The following is a 21463-nucleotide window of genomic DNA, read 5'->3' on the forward strand; positions in this document are numbered from 1 at the left end:
GCCGATCGGCGATCCGACCAAAAATCTTCGCGACCTTCAGTCGGGCCTTGGCCCGGTTACGGGATCCCTTCTCCTTCCTGGCGAGCACCCGCTGCGCCTTCGCCAACCGCGCACGGTCCCTGCGCTCGTGACGCGGGTTGGTGATCTTTTCCCCCGTCGAGAGCGTGTACAGGCTCGTGATCCCGGCATCGAGTCCGACCACCCGATCGGCCGGTTCGAGTTCGGGAATCGTGTCCTCGACGAGAATCGAGACGTGGTATTGACCGCGTGCATTGCGTGACACCGTCACCTGCGACGGCACTGCCCCCTCCGGGAGCGGCCTCGACCACCGAACATCCAGCGGTTCGGTCTGCTTGGCCAACCGGATCTGCCCGCCGCGGTAGGTGAAGCAGTTCGAGAAGTAGGTCGCCGACTCCTTCGACCGCCCCTTCTTCTTGAATTGCGGGTATCCGGTCTGCTTGCGCCAGAACCTGTCGAACGCACCCTGTAACTGTCGCAGCGACTCCTGCAGCGGCCCCTTCGACGGCTCCGACAACCACGCGGTCTCGGTGTCTCGCTTCCAATCGGTGAGCATCTTCGACGTGTCCGCGTAGGTGACCCGTCGCTGCTCCTGCGACCAGGCACGCGTCCGCTCGGCCAATGCCCGGTTGTAGACATACCGGGTGCATCCGAACGTTCGAGCTAGCTGTTCCGCCTGCACCGCGGTCGGATAGAAGCGGTACTTGTACGCCCGCTTCACCACCCTCCCCGCCATGACCGAAGACACTAGCCACACGGTCCGACAAAACCAGATCGGCTATCCCGGACCTGAAGGACCGGGTATGCGCCGAAAGACTCACGGATTACCGCCTCGATGCCGTAATGCCGTCGGCTGCGTGAACTCGACGACCCTGGCGACCAAATCCCGGTACGTCTCGTGACAGTCGGTGGTGATCAACCCGAATCTGCCCATCGTCCCGCTCTCGAGCGACCGGCGGACCGCGTCTGCCGTGTCGGCGTCGAGGGGGCGGCGCTTCTCCGAAATTGCGGCGGTCACCGGCGGTCGCTCAGCCGTGCATGAACACGTGGCACCCAGGATGCGCGGCGCCCCGTGCTCGGCGAACTTCGCCTGACACACCGACGGCGACGCGCCGACCAGCTGACGGAATTTGGCACCGAACGACCCGAGGCTGGTGTACCCGACGAGGCGGCAGATCTCGGTGACCGTCAGGTTCGCGCTCGCCCGACCGCCGCCATGCCCCCAGTCTGACAGCGGCTACCGACTCGAGGACAGGAACGCCGTCGACCCGGACAGGTCGCCGGGGCGGTGACTGCGCGACTGCACCAGCCCCCGTCGTTCGAGGATCGGCCGGACCCCTTCGCCGAAGTTGAAGGCCTCTTCGAGGTGCGGGTAGCCGGAGAGGACGAAGTGATCGAGCCCGAGCGCCGCGTACTCGGCGATGCGGTCGGCGACCTCCTCGTGAGAGCCGACCAGCGCGGTGCCGGCACCGCCGCGGACCAGCCCGACACCGGACCACAGGTTCGGGGCCACCTCGAGGGCGCGCGCTCCGGCCTCCTTCGAGTAGGCACTTCCCCCGCCGTGCAGTTCCCGCATGCGACGCTGACCTTCGGAACCCGACCGGGCGAGGCTCTGCTGCGCCTGTTCGACCGTCACCGGGTCGAGGGCGGAGAGCAGGCGGTCGGCCTCGGCCCACGCCTCCTCGGACGTGTCGCGGCTGATCACGTGCAGCCGGATGCCGTAGTCGAGTGTGCGGCCCTGCACGTCGGCGAGGTCGCGGATCCAGGCGATCTTCGCGGCGACGGCACTGGGCGGCTCACCCCAGGTGAGATAGGTGTCGGCGAACTGGGACGCGACGGTGCCCGCGGCCGGCGACGAACCGCCGAAGAAGATCGGCGGCACCGGGTCGGGGATGCGTTGCAGCTGAGCATTTTCGACCCGGATGTAGTCGCCCGTGTAGTCGACCGGGCCGGTTCCCGCCCACAGCTTCCGGATGACGTCGAGGAACTCTCCGCAGCGCGCATAGCGCTGGTTCTTGTCGAGGTAGTCGCCGTAGGTGCGCTGCTCGTGGTCCTCACCGCCGGTGACGACGTTGAGCAACAGCCGCCCCTGCGACTGCCACTGGAACGTCGCCGCCATCTGCGCGGCCAGCGTGGGACTGAGCAGACCCGGCCGCAGCGCGACCAGGAATTTCAACGTCTCCGTGGTCTCCAGCATCATGGCCGTGGTGAGCCAGGCGTCCTCGCACCACGCGCCGGTGGGCGTCAGCACCGATTCGAAGCCGTTCGACTCCGCCGCCGCGCCGATCTGATTGAGGTACCGCAGCGTGGCCGGACGGTCTCCTGCCATGGAACTCCCGTGACCACCCGCCATCAGGTTGCGGGAATCACCGTAGGTGGGAAGGAACCAGTGGAAATGCAGAGACACGCGCGATCCTCTTGTCGACGACAGCTGGGCAGCACCATCCAGTTCATCACCGGGCGGGCCGCGGCGCGAGGGTTTCGATCACGCTGATTCGGACCAGTGCGCCGCCGGAGTGAAAGGTCATAGCGTCGCGGCGCTATGACTACGCTGTCCGACGCCCCGTACACATCCTCGACCGAATCCGACCTCGAGCGGCGCAAGCGGCTCCGCACCGTGGTCGCCGCCAGCCTCCTGGGGACGACAGTCGAGTGGTACGACTTCTTCCTCTACGCGACGGCCGCCAGCCTGGTGTTCAAACAGAATTGCGCCTGCCGCATCGTCGCAGGCAGAGGCCCCGAAAAAGCGTTCTGACCTGCGACGACCGATCCGCCCGCCGTGCACTGGGGTGTACTCTGACACCCACGAACCCCCTCGGGTTACGGAACGTAGACGGAACGGACGGCGATTGTCATGGCCGAGAGAAAGCACCCCCGCCGGTCCTGGGGCACCGTCAAACGGCTGAAGTCCGGCAGGTACCGGCCCGAGTTCACCGGCCCCGACGGGGTGGTATACAGCTCCGCACAGTACGGCGAACCCGCCACCTACCGGGCGAAGATCGACGCCGACCACTGGCTGCTGTCCATCCGCCGGAAGATCGACCTGGGGACGTGGACACCCCCCGGCAGCGCCCCCGACACCGACGAGGTCACCGTCCACGACTACGCGGAGAAATGGCTCGCCGAACGGAAGCTGAAGCCGACCACCCGCGACGACTACGCCGACATGCTGCGCCTGTTCATCCACCCCGCCCTCGGTGCCCTGAAGGTGCGGGACGTGACCCCCTCGACCGTGCGCACCTGGTATGCGGCACTGAAGACGGGACCGACCCGTAAGGCGCACACCTACAGCCTGCTGCGCACCGTCCTGGGCACCGCCGTGCACGACGAGATCCTCCCCAGCAACCCGGCGCGTATCCGTGGGGCGGGGCAGTCCCCCGCGTCGACTCGGGCCACCGATGTGATGCTGACCGGCGACGAGATCGGACGCTTGGCGGACGCCATGCCGGACCGGCTGCGTGCCGCCGTGCTGCTGCTGGCGTGGTGCGGGCCACGCTCGGGGGAGCTGCGCGAGTTGCGCCGGAAGGATGTCGCGAAGGATGCCGCCGCCGTCCGGATCTCACGCGGGGTCACCACCGTGGAGGGGCAGTTCATCGTGTCCACCCCTAAGACGCGCGCCGGTGGCCGGACGGTGTCGGTGCCACCCCACATCCGTAAGGCCGTCCTGGACCACCTGGGGCGGCACGTCGGGGCATCCCCGGACGCGTTGCTGTTCCCCGACATGGACGGCGGGCACCTGTCCGACTTCAAGTTCCGTCGCCCGTTCCGGAACGCCGCCGTGACGATCGGCAGGCCGGACCTGCGCATCCACGACCTGCGGCACGTGGCGGGCACCCTCGCATCGCTGACCGGGGCCACCCTGAAGGAGACCATGGGCCGGTTGGGGCACGTCACCCCTCGGGCGGCGCTGATCTATCAGGAGGTCGCCGCCGGACGGGACGCGGAGATCGCCGAGCGCATGTCGAAACTGTTGGGCGACACCGACGACGACGGTTCGCAGGAGTAACGTTTTCGGATTTCCGAATTCGTTCGCAGGAGTAACGTTGGGTAACTTTACCCTTGGTTCGCACGAGTAACGAACCGCAATATTGCGGTTGGTTAGCGAGGCTACGGGTGCCAAAGAGGGCACTCTTACCCCGGCTAACCTCGTCACCGAATGTCATCCCCACCAGCGTTCGATTAACAGGGGGTTAAGGCGGGGTGTTTCTGCGCAGCCCACCCCATCGATCCAATAACGGTATCAATCGGGTGGGTCTGATGCAAAGTACGTTCAGAGATGAACAGCGGCACCCCCCGGAATAGGCTCGGACGTGTAATCACAACCGATGGAAGAACGCCCTTCCCCCACACCGCGATTGGGCGCTCCTCCCCTTCACAACCAGGGAAATGCCGTGTCCCCCAACACCGATCGTCGCATCGACGACCGCCCGCTCGTGTCCATCGCCGAGGCAGCCGACTTTCTCGACATGAGCGAGGTCAGTGTCCGGCGCATGATCGCCGACAAGATTCTGCCCGCCGCCCGTGTCGGGAACACCACCCGCATCCGCATCCGTCGGGCCGATCTCGAAAAGATCCTGAACCCCGTCGTCCTCCACGACCACCGCCGAGACCCGAGGAGGTGAGCACCCGTGAGCGAAGGCTCCCACGGCGACGCTCTTCGGGCACTCGGCCGGATCAACGGGCTGACAACCGAATTGCACAACGCCGTCATTACCAACTTCGAGAGCCGGTACCGCAGTGTCGTTGACTCCGAACCGGATTCGGCTCGCGCGTTTGCGGTCCTGCTGAAACAGGAGATGACCAGCCTTCAACTCGTGATCGACATGGTCTCGTGGATCACGTCGAACGCCGCTGCGCCGGAAGGTGGGGACCGATGAAACGAACGAGAACACCCGATGGGGCGCGACTCGAAATCTACCGGGACGGAAGGTGGGTCAAGATCATCATCGACCGGTGGCCGATCCACGACGCCGACGACGAGCAAGCCGACTGGCACGACCGGCTACAGGATTCCGCGATGACCGCCTGTTTCACCCGAGGCCGACGCAAGGGAATCTGCTTCGGTGGCGGGCGCACGATATTCGATGTCACGTGCCCGAGGGAACACGAACAGTCCGTTATGGCAGCACTTTTCGGGATAGAAGACCACGACTACACCCTCGCAGCCCGATACATCACCGAGAACCCCTCGAAATGGCCACCGCGTGAAGAACGTCGGTGCGCGAAGTAAAAGAGAAGATCAACATGAGACATGAAGCGGCCCCCGCCGGAACAAACGGGGGCAACACTCCGAACACCAACCACGACACCGATTCTACCGTCCGAATCACCTACGTCTGCGACGAATGCCACCGCCCGGTCCAGGACGGCGACGGATACGTCCACCTCCAATATCCACCGGCTCAGGCAGACGCGGGCGAGGGCGAGGCGACCGAGGGCGAGGCGACCGAGGGCGGCGGTTTCCCGATGGTCACAGCGGCCACCATGATGGAACAGTCGAAGCGGCCGAAGCCGCCGCCGACCACGACCGTCCCCACCAGGCACTGGGAAACACACCACCGCCGCCGCTGCGATCCGGACCCATACGGGGACGACTACTGGATCGCGGTCGAACGTGTGCGGACCCTGGTCGATCTGGCCAACCGGACGAAACACCTCAGCGAAAAACGGTGGTTCCCCACCACCGACTGGCCCGATCTCGTCGTCCGCGCCCTCTGGTCGGTCCCCTGGACCTTCGGAGGCTCACATTGACCGACACAGCCCTCGAACGAATCACCGACGCCCTGCGCGACCACGGGTGCAACCCCAAACAGAACGGGGTCGGCTGGCGCGCATCCTGCCCGACCGACTCACACGACACCCCCTGCGGCGGCGGACCCAACCTGTGTATCTCACAGGGCCACAAGGGGGCTGTCCTGTTCTGCCAGTCACACCAATGCGCCGCCGAAGACGTCATGCACGCGATCGATCTCGAATACTCCGACATGTTCGACGACCCCGGCAGCGACATCGTCTACGACCGCTACCGGGACGGCCGGGAAGTGCACCGCAAGACACGGCTCAACGACCAAGGGAAGAAACAGTTCTACCAACAGGGCTACACGAAGGGGAACACGCTCTACAACCTGGACAACGTCGCACGCGCCATCGCACAGCAACTCCCGATATACGTGGTGGAGGGCGAGAAGGACGTGCACACCCTCGAACGGATCGGGGTCACCGCCACCTGTAACGCCATGGGTGCCGGTGTGGCTTCCAAATTCGACTGGACCCCGTTACGCGGTGCCGATGTCGTCGTGGTGCAGGACGAGGACGAACCGGGCCGTGAGCACGCCGCCGAGATAGTCGACATCCTCACCCGTGGCATCACGGATTCCGTGCGACTGGTGAACGTCAAGGCGGGGAAGGACATCTCCGACCACCTGTGTGCCGGATACGGACTCGACGAACTGATCCCCGTCGACCGGGTCAGTGCGCTACTCGCCGGAATGGTGAACGGCGCGTGGCTCGACTCGCAGGACTTCCCCGACCTCGAATGGTCCGTCAACGGCGTCGTGCCCGAAGGGTTCGGGCTGCTCGTGGCCCCACCCAAGGCCGGCAAAAGTTGGTTGGTCGCGAACCTCGGGCTGGCCTGCGCTGGCGGCGGACGCGCCCTCGGGAAGATCTTCGTCACCCAACGCCCGGTGCTGTACCTCGCGCTCGAAGACGGCCACCGCCGCCTGCAAGCCCGGTTCCGCAGACTGATGGAAGGGCAACCGATCCCGGCGGGGATTCACGTCATCACGACCGCGCGGCCAGAACAGATCGTCCCCATCATCGAAGGGTTCCTGACCCGGCACCGGGGCGAGTCACCGCTGATCATCCTGGACACGCTCGGGAAGGTGAAACCACCGAAGAAGGCCGGTGAGGATTCCTACGCGGCGGATTACGCGATCGGGACGAAACTGAAGAACGCCATCGACCGCAGCCGGGGCGCGACGCTGCTCGTCGTCCACCACACCCGGAAGATGCAATCCGACGACTTCGTGGACTCAGTGAGCGGCACCCAGGGTATCGCCGGATCGGCGGACTTCGTCCTGGTCCTGAAGGGTAAACGGCTGTCCGACTACGCGACGTTGTCCGTCACCGGCCGCGACGTGCCCGAGAACGAGTACGCGCTCGTCAACGACAAGGGCCGGTGGACGCTCGACGGAGAGGACCTGATGGACGCGGCGGCGTCGGTGCAGAGGCGCAGGGACGCGAGCAAGCTCGGTGATCGCAGCCTCGACGCGCTGACGTTCGTCGCCGGTCATCCGAACGGCACCAGCGCCGCCGATCTGGCAGCCCACCTGAACGTCAGCCGCAACGATGCCGGTACCTACCTCCGCCGGTTGTACGACGCGGCGCGGATCGATAAACGTTCACGCGGTCTCTACATACCACTGTCTGAAGTGTCTGAAGTGTCTGATGAATCGAAGGAGGACTGACCACCGTGCACAACACTGTAGTGTCTGTCTTTTTGTCTTTTTGCCTGGTCACAGGCGATTTCAGGCGACCTCTCTAAATAAGGGGTGTGTGTGTTGTGTATGTATGGACAGATTTCAGACACTTCATAGACCTCCACACCCCCCCCAACGCTCGCTGACCCCGTCGCTGACCAGCCAAAACAACAAAAAGACACTACAGACACCCTTTGTGCGGGAGGGACATCCGAACGGGGGTGCGGAGCCCCCTCACCTGACCGCATCACCGATACCGAGGGAGCGCAACGGGAATGGACAACGAACACTTCCACCCGGACGGAATCGCCGCCCTCATGCGGGCACTCAGTGGAACACCGCTACCCGACGACGACAACAACCCCACACCGGCCGAGATAGCTAAGGGCAGAGGCCAATACGAAATCTACAACCGAAACCGCACGTCAGAACACTGGGGTTCGCGGTGGAACTTCGAGCGGGCAGTCGAACGCTTCAACCGGCCACCGGCACCGGAACCCCCCATCGAACCCCGCAATCATCACCACAATCCCCGCACCGGCTACACCGAATAGGACGTAATCACCGTGACCACAAGCCTTACGCTCGCCAGCAAAGTCTGGTATCTGATCCATCGCAGCATCGCCGAGATGCCCACCGCCGAGTTCGTGGAACGCCTCGCGCACTGCGCGCAACACCCGCAGGACATCCAACCCGTCTGGAAGATCGACCGCGCCACCAACTCGGTCACGATCACCTGGGGCGGTGCCGACCTGTTCGTCGGCGGTGCGGACGTGCTCGCCTGGCTCTGCGACGACGACAATCGCGACATGCCGGACGGCGGCTGGGTTCCCGACCCCACCGCCCCCGACGACGCGTCGGAACTCGACGGCGACACCGACACCCCGTGAGGCGGTAGACTGCTCGTGCCCGCCGTACTACGACCCACACACCGGAGCGGCGGGCCACAGCAACAGCTCGGTATCCGAAGCGCGCGCCGGACCCCCGCCCGAGGGGCACCCCGGACAGGGCCGGTCACCATGCCAGCGCAGGATCTATTCGACGCGCCGAAAAAATGGTGAAAACCTTATGAGCGAGATACTTTTCCGATCAACCGAACTCCGCGCCGCCGACACCGGCCGCACCGTGTTCGGCACCGTCGTACCCTACGGGCCGACAGCCGAGATCCACGAACTGGGACGCAGCTACCGGGAACGGTTCGCGCCCGGAGCATTCCAACGGTCCATCGCCGAACGCGGCGACAAGGTGCGGCTACTCGTCTCCCACGATCGGGGCAAACTCCCCATCGGCAAGGCCGTGGACCTGTTCGAACAGTCCGACGGGTTGCACGCATCCTTCGCGATCGCGGGCACCAGGGACGGCGACGACGCCCTCGCCCTGGTCCGGTCCGGTGTCGTGGACAGCTTTTCGATCGGCTTCCGACCGATCCGCGACCGGCAGGACAACGGCGTCACCGTCCGCACCGAATGCGCCCTGATGGAATGCTCACTGGTCGGTTTCCCGGCCTACGAGGGCGCGACCGTGGCCGGGGTGCGAACCGCCGACCCGCAGCAGATCGAAGCGTTGTGGCAGGCCGAACAGATGCGGCAGCATCACAACCGGTTGTCCGTGTCCTGCGCGGAACGACGACTCGACCTGCTGTTGCGTTCCGCGTGGCCACACCTCGCCGTCCGTGCCGATGATCCGAAGAAACCCTACTGCGACGTGGAATACGCGGACCCCGGCTACCAGGAGGACGGTAAGAAACGCTATCCCCTGGACTCCGAGGACCACGTCAAGGCGGCATGGTCGTACATCAACCAGGAAAAGAACGCCGCTAAATACGATTCGAAGGACCTTGCCCGGATCAAGGCCCGTATCCGGGCGGCGGCAAAGAAGTTCGGAATAGAACTCAAAGACGACGAAAGCAAGTGAACAACATGACAATCGACGTTAAGCACGCCATCTTCGACCGGCTCCGCAGCATGTCCGAGGCCGAGGCCGCCGCCGAAAGAGATCGCTTGCTCGGGGATGCCCGTACCATCCTGCGACGCTCCGAGGACGGCAAACTCGACCGCGACGACGAAGACACCTTTACCGACATCGAACGCGACCTGGAGTTTCTGGCGCACCGGCACCAATCGGTCGAACGGATGCGCGCCACCGTCGGGCAGCCGGGGCACTGGGAGGCGGGCACCCCGTTCGACAGCCACCGCCGCGCCTGCGGGGAGATCCCCGGCGGACCGGGCGCACGTGCCGCCCTGCGCGGGGCTCAGACGCTCACCAGGGACCAATCTCTCTCGGACTGGTGCCGGGACAACGGCGCACCGCAGCAGACCACCACAGGCGGTTTCGACCAATTCCTGCGCGGCATCGTCACCGGCGACTGGACCGGTGCGGAGGAGATCCGCGCACTCAGTGAGGGCACCGCCACCGCTGGCGGGCATTTGGTGCCGACCCCCCTCGCCGCGAACGTGATCGACCTCGCCCGCAACGCCTCCCAGGTGTTCGCCGCCGGGGCCACGACCGTGCCGATGACCGCGCAGACGTTGAAGATTCCCCGATTGGTCGGGGAGGGCGCGCCCGCGTGGCGCAACGAGAACGCACCCGTGACGACCGGCGACCTGTCGTTCGACGCCGTGACGTTCTCGGCGAAGTCCCTCGACCGGCTCGTCATCCTGTCACGGGAGCTGTTCGAGGATTCCGACCCGTCCGCCGGGGACATCATCTCGCAGTCGTTCGCGGCACAGTTGGCACTGGAACTCGACCGGGTCGCATTGCGGGGCACCGGAACCGCACCCGAACCGCGCGGCATACTGAACACCGCCGGGGTCACGTTGACGGCGCACGGTGTCGCCGGTACGGCGGTCGGCAACTACGATTGGCTGTTGGACAGTGCCGGAACGGTGTTCGGCAACAACTTCACGCCGAACGCACATATCACCGCACCGCGCACCGTGACGTCGTTGCAGAAGTTGAAGGACTTGCAGGGGAATTATCTCACTGCGCCGCAGGGGATTCTGCCGATCCTGCCGACGAAGCAGGTTCCGACAAACCTCACCGTGGGGGCCAGCAACGATTGCACCGAGGTCTACACGGCGCAATGGAACCTGTTGGGCATCGGCATCCGCACCGGCTTCGAAATCCGTTTCCTCACAGAGCGTTACGCCGACAACCAACAGGTGGCCTTCCTCGCACACCTGCGGGCCGACGTGCAGGTTTTGCAGCCGGGAGCGTTCGTCGTCGATACCGGGGTGAGAGCATGAGCGGATTCGAGATCCTGAAGCAAGCACGCGAGGAGAACGCCGCAGCCGTCGCGCTGGCGCTCGACCTGGAGACCTCCCGCCTGCCCGGAGGGGTCCGCGAGGGCGTCCCAGTCGAACGCTGGCGCGCGCTCCCCGACTCGGAGGGGGAACAGACGTGATCGACGATTTGTCCGCCCTGGTGGACGCTGACGACCTCGACCGGAAGATCCGCGCCGCCGGAATCGTCACGGGTTTAGGCAAGTGGCAGCACGGCAGGCGAAGACCTCAGCGTCCGTCCCCGGACTGGAAGCACGCGCGAATATCGGGGTGAGGGTGAGAAAGCGGGGGCAGCCCGACCGGAACGTACGATGCCCGAAACGTCTGACGGGCGCACAGTCTTCGGTCGGGTGAGCCTCCACCATCACAAGACCGCCGGGGTACCTGTCCTTATCCCACCCCGGGTTTTGTGAAAGGGGCACTCACGCAACGGGTGTCGGCCGGGTCTGATTGTTTGGGTGGTTCCCCGGTGAAGGATCGCCATCGCGATAACCTGCACCCGTTGCGTGAGTGTCTACCACTGTCCGACAGAAGGACTCGACCGATGGCCACCGCACTACACAAGACCCGACGCTGGCGTGAACTCAGTGCCACCCTGCGCCTCGCCCTGCCACCCGTGTGCCACCTGTGCCACAAGCCCATAGACCTGTCGTTGCCACACACCCATCGTGAGAGTTGGACACTCGACCACGTTGTGCCTGTTGCCCTTCGACCTGACCTTGCTTACGAACCAACCAACTTGTTGCCTTCTCATCGATGCTGCAACGCAAGCAAGTGTGCTCGTGAAAGTGCAAGCAACACAACAACACCTGAAACCTACGATCCGATGATCACGACAACCCCCACACCTGCCTGCGATCGGTCCATCGGCCAGCGCTGCACCTGCGGACAACACGTCGTATCCAGTCGCGTCTGGTAAACAACTGGCATCCATTAATTCCTTTAATCGGAATGCGAATAACTCACGCCATTAATAGACGTCAGCAATAACGACATCAGTTAATCGAAGCAAGTTAATTCACGCACCCCGAGCAATTTAATAAACAATGGTGTGGACCCCAGAGGAGCAGGGCACCGGGGGGATATAAAACCGGAAATTCATAAAGGGCCGTGGTGACCCGCTCTCGCGGAGATATGTCTCTCTATTGAAAAAACACCCGCGATGTAACGCTCTGACCTGCAGTTATGACGTTAGGACAGTTCCTAACGTGGCTTGTGGGGCTGCCGCGCCCGTCTCCCCGGACGTGGAAACAATGTGGAAACAATGGTTCCCCAGCCTTTTATCGCGGTAATTCCGCGTCCCGAATTGTTTATCGAATTATAATTCAGAGGTCGTGTCCGGATTAATCCTGGGCGTCGTTCCGGGTTAATTCGTCGCATTAATTATACCTTTATTCGACACCATCATTATTCACCAACAGTTTCCGACCCCCAACTGTTGGCGGATTGGGGGCCGGAACGGGTACAAATTAGCGGCGTCGTGCTTCCAGCTCCTCCTCCACATCGTCGAGGCTAAGCCCGTAGCCGGTCTGGTGACTGCCCGCGACGAGGTGGTGCCCGTCGACCGTGAGAAGCCCGTACGTGCCGTAGTCGGGCGACTGGGGGTCACGTGCAGGCGACTTGGTGAGCTGGAGCCCCTGCCGCGCGGCGATGCGCCGGACGTGGTTCTCGTGAGTAGTGGACATGGCTGTACTTCCAATCTGTCGAGGGTGGCCTCGCCATGCCATGCCGGTTCCCATTGTCCGCTACGCGACAGGGGGCGCACCACCCCACACCCGGACGGAACGTTAACGGAACGCGCGCCGGTCTGGGATGCAGAAATGGCGGTTGAGCTGCGCGTTCCCGATCCTGGCCGCCTGGTGTTCAACCAGCTGTTCTTTCCCGATCAGAGTTCGTTCGTCGGCACCATGCTGGCATTCGCCACGTTCGCGGTCGGTTTCGTGGTCCGGCCGGCGAACGACGAACTGTACGCGAGCCTGTACCGTTCACGCTGAGTGTCGTTTGTGCACTCGGCATGAGCGGCCGGGTTACCCCGGCCACGTTCACCACTATGTGGCGTTCCCGCAGCGATACCGTCAGCCCGCCGAGCGGCGGGTCTTATGGTTGGTTTCTGTCGGGCGTCTTTTACGTCTCGTCCGCAACTCGCCGAAGACGCACCACCGTCAACAATTGCTGCGAGGGCAGCGAGGTTGAGGGCAGCGTTGTGATCACGATCAGCGCGGAATCCGCACGCATCGCAAGTGAACACCCGAACCTTCAGGGGCAGTTTGGCTTTCACTACCTGACAGTTCGAGCAGGTCTTACTCGACGGATACCAACGATCCGCCACGTGCAGTCCGGTGCCGGTCCACTCGGTCTTGTACATTAGTTGTCGCCGAATCTCGGCGAGCCCCGCATCATTCAGAGCCCGATTCAGCCCGCGTTTGTAGACGCCACCGGAACGGGTCATTCCCGCGATGTTGAGCTCTTCGACGACGACGGTGTCGAAGTCCCGCACTAGTCGAGTGGTGAGTTTGTGCAGGTGATCGCGGCGACTGTCCGCGATACGGGCGTGTACTGTCCGGATCTGTTCCCGGGTGCGCAACCACCGGCGGGAGGGTTGTTGACCGGTGCGGCGATCCGGGCCGACCCGCCGCGATGCGCGGCGCCCGAGACGACGAAGCCTCTTTGCCCGCTTCCGTGCGTGTTTCGGATTCTCGATCATCTCCCCGGTCGAGAGGACCGCGAGGTGTTTCACCCCCACATCGACTCCGACCACCGAACGGCCCACAGCACGATCACCGACGGCGGCGGCGGTACGAGTGGTGGCGGGTGGAAGTGCCCTGGCGGGGAGGGTCGTTTCGACGGAGAACGACACCTGCCACCGGCCTCGACGATACGACAGGGTCGCCGACCGAATCCGGGCTGTCCCCGCCACGATTTTGCGTGCCAACTTGCGGGTCGATTCGGCAGACCGGACCACCCCGATCCGGGGTAGCTGGATGTGGCGTCGATCCCCGCCGTCAATGACCAACCCGAAACTGCCCGTCGTGAACCGGCAGGAGAGCAACGCCCGTTTGCCCTTGAACCGTGGAAACCCCATCGAGCCTTTACGTTTCCCGGACCGAATATCGGACCAGTTTGACAGGGCGGCAGCGCAGTTCGCGATTCCGGAACTGTAGGCCTCTTTCGAGTTCTCCGGCCACCACACCTTCCCGGTGTCGGTGTTGACGGCGACGTCGTTCTTGACGGTGTTCCAGTGTTTGCGCAGGCTGTACGCTGACCACGACATCGGCCGGGTCAACTCCGCGTCAGGAATCCCGTAGGACCGTTCCGCGGTCCGTTGGTCGAGGTTCGCCTTCACCTGCGACAGTGCCCAGTTGTAGGCGAAACGCTGCGCCCCGCAATGCGACCGCAACGCCTCGACTTGCACAGGGGTGGGATCGAGTACATACACGTACGCCCGGATCACCAATCGAGACGGATCCGGCGCAGCGATGTCGGCACTGCGGTCCGCAGGTGCAGCAGTGGCCATCATGGGCGGTCCGTACCGGCGGTCACGGTAGCGGCGTCACCGCGACGGGAACTGCGCTGCCGGTGCAGGCGCGCACACCGCGACGTCAATATCTCGGTCACCTCCCGCACCACGCCAGCAACCACCCTCGACGGCCAACACCAGTACAGTACGACCTTGTACCGACAAACTTGTACCGACAAAGCAGCCGCGACGCACCCGAACCTGACCAGCCGCTTCCGATGCTCCACTCGGATCGGCAAGCAGCTTAGAAACTTTCGTGCGCTTCTCGTTCAGGCCGGAAGCCACCTCGATGACTGTCTTCGACACTCAGAGCACGTTCACCTCACTCGGTCACCACCCGCGTCGCCTGCCGCTCCATCTCGGCCTTCTGATCAGACGACGACACACGGCAATATGCCACCACCGCGACCGGATCCCGGACAGATGGTGTGCCGACCGCAGCATCTCCGCCCAGGACTGTGCCCGACGACCACTACTGAGCTCGAACGGAAGCATTCCCGCGTGACACCATCCAACGCGGTCGGTCGTCAGCGTGGTGGCGACGGCCCTGATCCGAAAGCAGGACCTCTACCTCTGAGACCGCAGAACTCTCCGAACGGGCTCTGACAGCCGAGTTCGATACACCGGTGTATCCGATACGCTAGTGTATCGACGGCTGCTGTCGACCCGATCGGAGGAGTGCCCATGCCGACGTCACCGGCGCGCTCCTCCGAGCCTGCCACCGACACACCCCGCCGGGTCACGAAACGGCGAGGCCAAACTCGCCGGCGTCTGCTCGACGCCGCGGTCGAGGTGTTCGCCGAAAACGGCTTCGGACGGTCGACGGTCGAGCAGATCTGCGAACGCGGTGGCTACACCCGCGGCGCCTTCTACTCCAACTTCGCATCGCTGGACGAGATGTTCTTCGCCATGTGGGAACAGCGCTCCAGCGCGATGCTCGCACAGATCCGGCTGGCCGCCGACTCGTCCAGCATCGACCTCTCGGGGCTCACGCCTGCCGAAAAACTGCGCGCCGGCACCGAACTGGTGCTCGGCGTCGTCCCCGTCGACGACCAGTGGTACCGGATCAACGCGGAATTCACCGCCCACGCCCTGCGCAACCCGTCGCTGAAGAAGGCCCTCGCAGCACGTGAGGACACGATTCTGGAGACCATCGTGCCGATCCTCGAGAAGGCGCTGCACCGGCTCGGGCGCCGCGTCGTCGGCGATCCCCGCGTTCTCGGCCGCGCGCTCGTCGCCCTGCACGACGGCACGAGCGTCCAGTGCCTCATCGAGGACGACGACGCGTCCGCCCGGGAACTGCGTCTCGAACTGTTCACCCACGTCGTGGCCGCGTACACCGAACCCGACACCACCCACACCCACACACACCGGAAAGAGGGGTCCTCGTGACCGAACAGGCTGATGTGATCGTCGTCGGCGCCGGACTGGCCGGACTCGTCGCCACCTACGAGATGGTCAAGGCCGGCCGAAAGGTCCTTGTCGTCGACCAGGAGAGTTCGGCGAATCTCGGCGGGCAGGCCTTCTGGTCGCTCGGCGGCCTGTTCCTCGTCGACAGCCCCGAACAGCGGCGCCTCGGCATCAAGGACTCGTACGAACTGGCGATCCAGGACTGGATGGGCACCGCGGCATTCGATCGCGCCCGCGAAGACCAGTGGCCGCGGCTGTGGGCCCAGGCGTACGTCGAATTCGCGGCAGGCGAGAAGCGGCAGTACCTCCACGACCTCGGACTGCGGTTGATGCCGAACGTCGGGTGGGCCGAACGCGGACGCGGATCCGCACTCGGACAGGGCAATTCCGTTCCCCGCTTCCACATCACCTGGGGCACCGGACCGGGTGTCGTCGAAGTCTTCCTCACCCGCGTGACGGCCGCGTCGAAGCGCGGTCTCGTCACGTTCAAGCATCGTCACCAGGTCGACGAGATCGTCGTCACCGACGGCGCCGCCACCGGCGTGCGCGGCACCGTCCTCGAACCGTCCACCGAGGCGCGCGGTGTGAAGAGTTCGCGTACCGCGGTCGGGGAGTTCGAATTCTCCGCGCAGGCGGTCGTCGTCACGTCCGGCGGCATCGGCGGCAATCCCGAACTGGTCAAGAAGAACTGGCCCGCGCGCCTCGGCAAAGCTCCCGAGAACATGCTCGCCGGCGTCCCCGCGCACGTCGACGGCCGCATGCTCGAGATCACCGAGAACGCCGGCGGCAACATCGTGAACCGCGACCGGATGTGGCACTACACCGAGGGCATCCAGAACTGGGACCCGATCTGGCCGAACCACGGCATCCGCATCATCCCCGGTCCGTCGTCGATGTGGTTCGACGGCAACGGCAAACGCCTGCCCAGCCCCAACTTCCCCGGCTTCGACACCATGGGAACCCTCGACCACATCATGAACAGCGGCCACCACCACACGTGGTTCGTCCTCGACCAGAAGATCATCGAGAAGGAGTTCGCGCTGTCGGGCTCCGAGCAGAACCCCGACATCACCGGCCGCGATTTCAAGCTGCTCGCCGAACGCCTGAAGAAGGGCGCGCCCGGTCCAGTCGAGGCGTTCAAGCAGCACGGTGCGGACTTCGTCGTCCGCGACAATCTCCGTGACCTCGTCGACGGCATGAATGCCCTCACCCCCGAGGCACCGCTGAAGTACGAGGACCTCGAACGCGAAATCGTGGCCCGCGACCGGGAGGTGAAGAACAGCTACACCAAGGATTTCCAGATCATGGCGATCCGCAACGCACGGAACCTGCTGGCCGACAAGATCACCCGCGTCGTGAGCCCCCACGAGTTGCTCGATCCCAAGAACGGTCCGCTGATCGCGGTCCGGTTGCACTTGCTCACCCGCAAGACCCTCGGCGGCCTCGAGACCAACCTCGACTCGCAGGTGATCAGGCCCGACGGCACACCGTTCGAGGGTCTCTACGCCGCCGGTGAGGTCGCCGGATTCGGTGGTGGCGGCGTCCACGGGTACAGCGCGCTCGAGGGCACCTTCCTCGGCGGCTGCATCTTCTCTGGCCGGGCCGCGGGTCGCGCGCTGGCCCGGCACCTGTAGGCGGCTCCGCCGCCCGTGCGTGGTTGACGAGTCCCTGGACTCGTCAACCGCTCACGGGCGCGAGCCTCTCGGAAGCCTCGAGTTCGCGGACCAGCGGCAGGACGTTGGCGCCGAAGTACTCGATCTCCTCCTGGAAGTGCAGGAAGCCGCCCAGGATGAGGTCGACTCCGCGGCGGCGGTATTCGACGATGCGCTCGGCGATCTGCTCCGGCGTCCCGATCAGCTGGGAGCGGAATCCGTCGTTGTACTGGACGAGATCCTCGAACGTGGAGTCGGCCCACATCCCCGACTTGTCGGCGGTGGACGCGCCGGCCTGCTGGACGGCGGACCGGAATCCCTCGACCGCGGGCTTGTTCGCCTTCTCGATGATTTCGCGGAGGGTGTCGCGGGCTTCCTTCTCGGTGTCGCGGGCGATGATGAATCCGTTGAGCCCGAACTTCACTTCCCGGTTGTGCTCGCGGGCCACCTGTCGCACGTCGACGATCTGTTCGGTGACGCCGTCGTAGTCCTTGCCGTTGCTGAAGTACCAGTCGGAGTACCGGCCCGCGTTCTGCCGTGCGGCGGCGGAGTTGCCGCCCTGGAACAGTTCGGGGTTCGGACGGTCGGGCGTGTTCAGCGGCTTCGGCTCGAGGGTGAAGTCGTGGATGCGGTAGAAGTCGCCACGGAAGTCGACGTCGTCCTCGGTCCAGATCTTGCGGAGCACCTGCAGGAACTCGGCGCTGCGCCGATACCGCTCGTCGTGCTCGAGCCACGGCTCCCCGAGGTGGGTGAACTCGTCCTTGAACCAGCCGCTGACGACGTTGACGGCGAACCGGCCGTTCGACAGGTGGTCGGCCGTGGCCCCCAGCTTCGCCAGCACCGCGGGCTGCCACAGACCCGGGTGGACGGCAGCGATGACCTTCAACCGTTCGGTGGCCAGCAGCAGTGCGAGGCTGAAGCTGGTCGACTCGTGCTGGAACTCGGCACCGTAGCTGGCCTCGTACCGGACCTGGCTGAGCGCGTACTCGAAACCGTTGTTCTCGGCGGTCTGGGCGAGCTTCTTGTTGTACTCGTAATCCCAGCTGGTCCGCTGTTCGATGTCGGACGTGACGAGCCCGCCACTGACGTTGGGCACCCAGTAGGCGAACTTGATCTGCTCAGCGATGTGTTCGGTTGACATACCCAGCATGCAACCCGCCCATGCAGCCCACGCCCACCCTTCCAATCAGTGCGCGTACAACCCTTCACCCGGCTCGCGGGTCCGTGTGAGGTTCGACGGCATGACCGCAGTACAGGGAGATCAGGCATGACCGCCGTCCAGAACGCCCACCGCATCAGTGACGAGGCCGAAGCCCTCGCGGTCGCTGCCGATCTCGCCGCACAATTCGCCGAGGAGGCGGCAGCTCGCGATGCCGGTCGGCAACTCCCCTACGAACAGGTAGGCGTGCTCGCCGCGTCCGGACTGCTCGCACTCGGTGTTCCCCGCGAGCACGGTGGCATCGACGCGCGGACCGAAACCCTCGCCGAAGTCTTCCGTCTCCTGGCCGAGGGCGATCCGAGCATCGCGCAGATCCCGCACAGCCACTACACGTTCCTCGAGGTGCTGCGTCACCAGGGCACGCCGGCGCAGCAGGAATTCTTCTACTCCGAGGTGCTCGCGGGGCGCCGGTTCGCCAACGCCCAGAGCGAGCGCGGAACGACGACGATCGACATCGACGCGACGACGCTCACCGAGCAGGGTGGTGACTTCGTCGTCGACGGTCGCAAGTTCTACAGCACGGGCGCACTGTTCGCCGACTGGATCGCGGTACGGGCCACCCTTCCTGGGACGACGACGCCGACGGGGAAACCCGCCAAGGCCGTCGCCTACCTGCCGAGCACCGTCGCCGGACTGTCGATCGTCGACGACTGGGACGGCATGGGGCAGAAGACCACGGCGAGCGGAACCGTCACCCTGGACGCAGTCCGGGTGCCCGCGTTCCACGTCGTGCCGTTCTCTCCCATCTTCGACGCACCCACCACGTACGGGTCGCAGGCCCAGATCCTGCACGCCGCGATCGACGCCGGGATCGCCGCGGCAGCCCTGAACGAGGGCGTGCGATCGGCGCGTCAGGCAAGGCCCTATTTCGAGGCGGGCGTCACCGACGCCGTCGACGATCCCCTGCTGATCCAACTGGCCGGCGAGGCGTCGGTCAGCGTCCGGTCCGCGACGGCACTCCTCAGGGAGGGTGCACGCAGCATCGACGCAGCGCGGCGCGACCTGAGCGAGCAGAGCGCCGCGGTCGCCTCGATCGACGCCGCCGCAGCCAAGGTCGCCGCCGCCCGCGCGTCACTCGAGGCGTCGAGCGTGCTGTTCGAACTGGGCGGCACCCGCAGTGCGTCGGAAACGTCCAACCTGTCCCGGTACTGGCGCGACGCCCGCACCCACACCCTGCACGACCCGACGCGGTGGAAGATCCAGCACATCGGCCGGTGGACACTGTCGGGCACCGTCCCGCCCCGCCACGGCCTGCTGTAGGCGGCTCCGCCACCCGTGAGCGGTTAGCGAGTCCCTGGACTCGTCAACCGCGCACGGGCGCTAGCCTACGTCCGCCTTCATGAGGAAGACGTTGTAGTCGGACCAGGTCGACATGGTGAAGTACAGATCGTCGCCGCTCGACCACGGGTGGATGAAGCCGCCGTACAGTTCCGGGTACTCGACGGCGCTGACCATCGGCGCCCCGTCGGACCAGACGCCCTGCGGCGAGTCGGACTCGCGGAGAACGATGGCCGCCTTGGACGTGTCGAGGTACGCCATCTGCCACTTGCCGGTGGCCTCCTCGTAGCGCACGGACAGTTCGGCGGCGGGGGCGTCCACGATCGGCGTCGCCTCCGTGTAGCCACCGACGGGCGTCCAGTTGCCGTTCTGCCAGTATTGGTACGCGGACGTGTTCAGCACATCGGCGGCGGGGACGCGGGCGAGACCGATGGCGCCGAGCCTCGTGTTGGGGGTGCCGAACATGTACACGAAGTCGCCGGCCGGGACCATCGACGCGACCTGGAATTTGGTGACCCCGAAGATGTTGTCCCACTTCGCGTACGGGTCCTTGGTCCACGTCGATCCACCGTCGTCGGAGTAGGCGATGCCGCCGTAGTTCGTCCACCACGTGGCGGGGATGCTGTTCCAGGTGCGGATCGACATGTAGCTCATGTACTGCCGGTTCCCGACGGCGAAACCCGAGGTCGGGATGGTGGTGATCTCGATGTTGTCGAGTTTGCGGCTGTCGAGCAGTTCCGCCGCGTGGCAGCGGCTGTCCTGGACCATGCTGTCGAGGCTCATGCCGTCGGACAGGTTGCGGTCGGAGCTGAAACCGAGGACGTTGCTGCGCCAGTCGTCGCCCTGGCCACCGGGCGGCTGGAATCCCTTGCCGACCGTGTCGCCGAACGCGACGGCGATCCGGTCGGGGGCGCTCTCCCACATGATGCCGAGGTCGGTGCCGTTGACCTGGTAACGCTTGTCGGTGCGGCTGACCGAACCGGACCCGGTCACCTTGGCCACCCGGGTCACGTCGCCGATCTTCGGGGTTGCCGGGGCCGCGCTGCGCGGCGCCTCCTCGGTCGCGGGGTGCACGAGAGGCGGCGGCGGGGGCAACTGGATGTCGGCGCCCGGGACGGGAATACCGAAGTGGAAGGGTGTGAACTTCACGCTGACGTCCGGGATGTTCAGCACGCTCGACAGGTTTCCCGGGGCCTGGTCGGTCTCGTCCGTGAGGTCGGGGCACGGATCGGTGCACGTGTCGGCGGGCAACGCCTGCGAGACGCGGACGGGCTCCGTGACGGGAGCGGGATACGGCACCGTCGTGATCTTCGGGTACGGGATCGGAATCTCGAGCTTCTCCGGTATCAGCGAATGCGTCTCGTTCGACACCTCGCTGGCGCAGGGACCGCTGCCGGGTATGCCGTTGGACACCGGCTCGGGTTCCGCGACGGCAGCGTTCTGGTTCGAATAGGCGATCATGCCCGAGCCGATCGCCACTGCCGCGACCGACGCGACCCACCTCTTCGACATCCCCGACCCCTCCGTCAACTCCGGCCACTCCCGGCGAGGGGAACATAGCATCGCTCTTCTACGCTCACCGGTTACCACACGCCATACCTGGCGGTAAC

The 21463-nt window shown here is 65.1% G+C and carries 20 protein-coding genes and 4 pseudogenes; 16 read left to right on the top strand and 8 right to left on the bottom strand.

Annotated features, from left to right (window positions below):
- The 4 genes and pseudogenes from AZG88_RS18600 to AZG88_RS18610 all read right to left on the bottom strand — a co-directional run.
- Positions 1–754 (bottom strand): annotated as a pseudogene (locus AZG88_RS18600) (RNA-guided endonuclease InsQ/TnpB family protein); the annotation flags it as partial.
- Between the two features lie 81 nt (positions 755–835).
- Complete coding sequence (locus tag AZG88_RS18605; protein ID WP_050983327.1) at positions 836–1036, bottom strand: hypothetical protein; 201 nt, start codon at positions 1034–1036, stop codon at positions 836–838.
- 10 nt (positions 1037–1046) lie between these two features.
- A pseudogene (locus AZG88_RS53790) lies at positions 1047–1219 on the bottom strand (AraC family transcriptional regulator); the annotation flags it as partial.
- Between the two features lie 36 nt (positions 1220–1255).
- A complete protein-coding gene (locus AZG88_RS18610; RefSeq protein WP_025433229.1) occupies positions 1256–2425 on the bottom strand; it encodes an LLM class flavin-dependent oxidoreductase in 1170 nt (389 codons plus the stop codon).
- A 135-nt stretch (positions 2426–2560) separates the two neighbouring features.
- On the opposite strand from AZG88_RS18610, the pseudogene AZG88_RS18615 reads away from it, so the two are divergent.
- The 13 genes and pseudogenes from AZG88_RS18615 to AZG88_RS51790 all read left to right on the top strand — a co-directional run.
- Positions 2561–2722 (top strand): annotated as a pseudogene (locus AZG88_RS18615) (MFS transporter); the annotation flags it as partial.
- A gap of 150 nt (positions 2723–2872) precedes the next feature.
- Positions 2873–4024, top strand: a complete 1152-nt coding sequence (locus AZG88_RS18620) for a tyrosine-type recombinase/integrase (protein ID WP_061698513.1) — start codon at positions 2873–2875, stop codon at positions 4022–4024.
- Positions 4025–4409: 385 nt separating this feature from the next.
- On the top strand, positions 4410–4640 hold the full coding sequence (locus tag AZG88_RS18625) for a helix-turn-helix domain-containing protein (RefSeq protein WP_061698514.1): 231 nt from the start codon (positions 4410–4412) through the stop codon (positions 4638–4640).
- Between the two features lie 6 nt (positions 4641–4646).
- Positions 4647–4895, top strand: a complete 249-nt coding sequence (locus AZG88_RS18630) for a hypothetical protein (RefSeq protein WP_061698515.1) — start codon at positions 4647–4649, stop codon at positions 4893–4895.
- Positions 4892–5248 carry a hypothetical protein gene (locus AZG88_RS18635; protein WP_061698516.1) on the top strand — a complete coding sequence of 119 codons (357 nt, stop codon included), beginning with the start codon at positions 4892–4894 and terminating at the stop codon, positions 5246–5248. The genes AZG88_RS18630 and AZG88_RS18635 overlap by 4 nt, the downstream gene beginning before the upstream one ends.
- Before the next feature lie 14 nt (positions 5249–5262).
- On the top strand, positions 5263–5769 hold the full coding sequence (locus AZG88_RS52660; protein WP_197487856.1) for a hypothetical protein: 507 nt from the start codon (positions 5263–5265) through the stop codon (positions 5767–5769).
- On the top strand, positions 5766–7484 hold the full coding sequence (locus AZG88_RS51780; protein ID WP_197487857.1) for an AAA family ATPase: 1719 nt from the start codon (positions 5766–5768) through the stop codon (positions 7482–7484). The genes AZG88_RS52660 and AZG88_RS51780 overlap by 4 nt, the downstream gene beginning before the upstream one ends.
- Before the next feature lie 287 nt (positions 7485–7771).
- On the top strand, positions 7772–8050 hold the full coding sequence (locus tag AZG88_RS18650) for a hypothetical protein (RefSeq protein ID WP_061698518.1): 279 nt from the start codon (positions 7772–7774) through the stop codon (positions 8048–8050).
- 12 nt (positions 8051–8062) lie between these two features.
- Positions 8063–8386 (top strand): hypothetical protein, encoded by a 324-nt coding sequence (locus AZG88_RS18655; protein ID WP_061698519.1) that lies wholly within the window; start codon positions 8063–8065, stop codon positions 8384–8386.
- A gap of 178 nt (positions 8387–8564) precedes the next feature.
- The gene (locus AZG88_RS52665) at positions 8565–9410 is read left to right on the top strand and encodes an HK97 family phage prohead protease (RefSeq protein WP_063886830.1); all 846 of its coding nucleotides are present in this window, start codon (positions 8565–8567) and stop codon (positions 9408–9410) included.
- A gap of 5 nt (positions 9411–9415) precedes the next feature.
- Positions 9416–10741: a phage major capsid protein gene (locus tag AZG88_RS18665; protein WP_156517530.1), complete on the top strand. Its 1326-nt coding sequence runs from the start codon at positions 9416–9418 to the stop codon at positions 10739–10741.
- Complete coding sequence (locus AZG88_RS51785) at positions 10738–10899, top strand: hypothetical protein (RefSeq protein ID WP_156517531.1); 162 nt, start codon at positions 10738–10740, stop codon at positions 10897–10899. Before AZG88_RS18665 ends, AZG88_RS51785 begins: the two co-directional genes overlap by 4 nt.
- Entirely contained in the window at positions 10896–11051 is a 156-nt protein-coding gene (locus AZG88_RS51790) for a hypothetical protein (RefSeq protein ID WP_156517532.1), read from the top strand. Before AZG88_RS51785 ends, AZG88_RS51790 begins: the two co-directional genes overlap by 4 nt.
- Before the next feature lie 1195 nt (positions 11052–12246).
- Here the strand turns inward: AZG88_RS51790 and AZG88_RS18670 are convergent.
- Both AZG88_RS18670 and tnpB read right to left on the bottom strand, forming a co-directional pair.
- Entirely contained in the window at positions 12247–12462 is a 216-nt protein-coding gene (locus AZG88_RS18670) for a hypothetical protein (protein ID WP_061698521.1), read from the bottom strand.
- Between the two features lie 449 nt (positions 12463–12911).
- Positions 12912–14294, bottom strand: a pseudogene (gene tnpB / locus AZG88_RS18675) (IS607 family element RNA-guided endonuclease TnpB); the annotation flags it as partial.
- A gap of 684 nt (positions 14295–14978) precedes the next feature.
- Here tnpB and AZG88_RS18680 point away from each other — a divergent pair.
- Together AZG88_RS18680 and AZG88_RS18685 are read left to right on the top strand one after the other, a co-directional pair.
- Complete coding sequence (locus AZG88_RS18680; RefSeq protein WP_025433230.1) at positions 14979–15686, top strand: TetR/AcrR family transcriptional regulator; 708 nt, start codon at positions 14979–14981, stop codon at positions 15684–15686.
- Positions 15683–17338: an FAD-binding dehydrogenase gene (locus tag AZG88_RS18685; RefSeq protein WP_005251284.1), complete on the top strand. Its 1656-nt coding sequence runs from the start codon at positions 15683–15685 to the stop codon at positions 17336–17338. Before AZG88_RS18680 ends, AZG88_RS18685 begins: the two co-directional genes overlap by 4 nt.
- A 43-nt stretch (positions 17339–17381) precedes the next feature.
- Here the strand turns inward: AZG88_RS18685 and sfnG are convergent, their stop codons facing one another.
- The gene (sfnG, locus tag AZG88_RS18690; protein ID WP_061698559.1) at positions 17382–18497 is read right to left on the bottom strand and encodes a dimethylsulfone monooxygenase SfnG; all 1116 of its coding nucleotides are present in this window, start codon (positions 18495–18497) and stop codon (positions 17382–17384) included.
- A 126-nt stretch (positions 18498–18623) separates the two neighbouring features.
- Between sfnG and AZG88_RS18695 the strand changes: the two genes are divergently transcribed.
- The gene (locus AZG88_RS18695; protein ID WP_061698522.1) at positions 18624–19835 is read left to right on the top strand and encodes an SfnB family sulfur acquisition oxidoreductase; all 1212 of its coding nucleotides are present in this window, start codon (positions 18624–18626) and stop codon (positions 19833–19835) included.
- Positions 19836–19895: 60 nt separating this feature from the next.
- On the opposite strand, the gene AZG88_RS18700 is transcribed toward AZG88_RS18695, so the two are convergent.
- The gene (locus tag AZG88_RS18700; RefSeq protein ID WP_061698523.1) at positions 19896–21365 is read right to left on the bottom strand and encodes a DUF4185 domain-containing protein; all 1470 of its coding nucleotides are present in this window, start codon (positions 21363–21365) and stop codon (positions 19896–19898) included.
- Positions 21366–21463 lie beyond the last annotated feature (98 nt).

It is taken from the genome of Rhodococcus sp. LB1 (genome assembly GCF_001583455.1).
In the GTDB taxonomy this organism is placed as follows: domain Bacteria; phylum Actinomycetota; class Actinomycetes; order Mycobacteriales; family Mycobacteriaceae; genus Rhodococcus_F; species Rhodococcus_F opacus.

Bases quoted from the DNA above. Each gene is read 5' to 3' on its own strand.
- sfnG (WP_061698559.1), bottom strand. From the start codon at position 18,497: ATGTCAACCGAACACATCGCTGAGCAGATCAAGTTCGCCTACTGGGTG.
- AZG88_RS18670 (WP_061698521.1), bottom strand. From the start codon at position 12,462: ATGTCCACTACTCACGAGAACCACGTCCGGCGCATCGCCGCGCGGCAG.
- AZG88_RS52660 (WP_197487856.1), top strand. From the start codon at position 5,263: ATGAGACATGAAGCGGCCCCCGCCGGAACAAACGGGGGCAACACTCCG.
- AZG88_RS52665 (WP_063886830.1), top strand. From the start codon at position 8,565: ATGAGCGAGATACTTTTCCGATCAACCGAACTCCGCGCCGCCGACACC.
- AZG88_RS18620 (WP_061698513.1), top strand. From the start codon at position 2,873: ATGGCCGAGAGAAAGCACCCCCGCCGGTCCTGGGGCACCGTCAAACGG.
- AZG88_RS18650 (WP_061698518.1), top strand. From the start codon at position 7,772: ATGGACAACGAACACTTCCACCCGGACGGAATCGCCGCCCTCATGCGG.
- AZG88_RS51785 (WP_156517531.1), top strand. From the start codon at position 10,738: ATGAGCGGATTCGAGATCCTGAAGCAAGCACGCGAGGAGAACGCCGCA.
- AZG88_RS18680 (WP_025433230.1), top strand. From the start codon at position 14,979: ATGCCGACGTCACCGGCGCGCTCCTCCGAGCCTGCCACCGACACACCC.
- AZG88_RS18700 (WP_061698523.1), bottom strand. From the start codon at position 21,365: ATGTCGAAGAGGTGGGTCGCGTCGGTCGCGGCAGTGGCGATCGGCTCG.
- AZG88_RS18635 (WP_061698516.1), top strand. From the start codon at position 4,892: ATGAAACGAACGAGAACACCCGATGGGGCGCGACTCGAAATCTACCGG.
- AZG88_RS18695 (WP_061698522.1), top strand. From the start codon at position 18,624: ATGACCGCCGTCCAGAACGCCCACCGCATCAGTGACGAGGCCGAAGCC.
- AZG88_RS18665 (WP_156517530.1), top strand. From the start codon at position 9,416: ATGACAATCGACGTTAAGCACGCCATCTTCGACCGGCTCCGCAGCATG.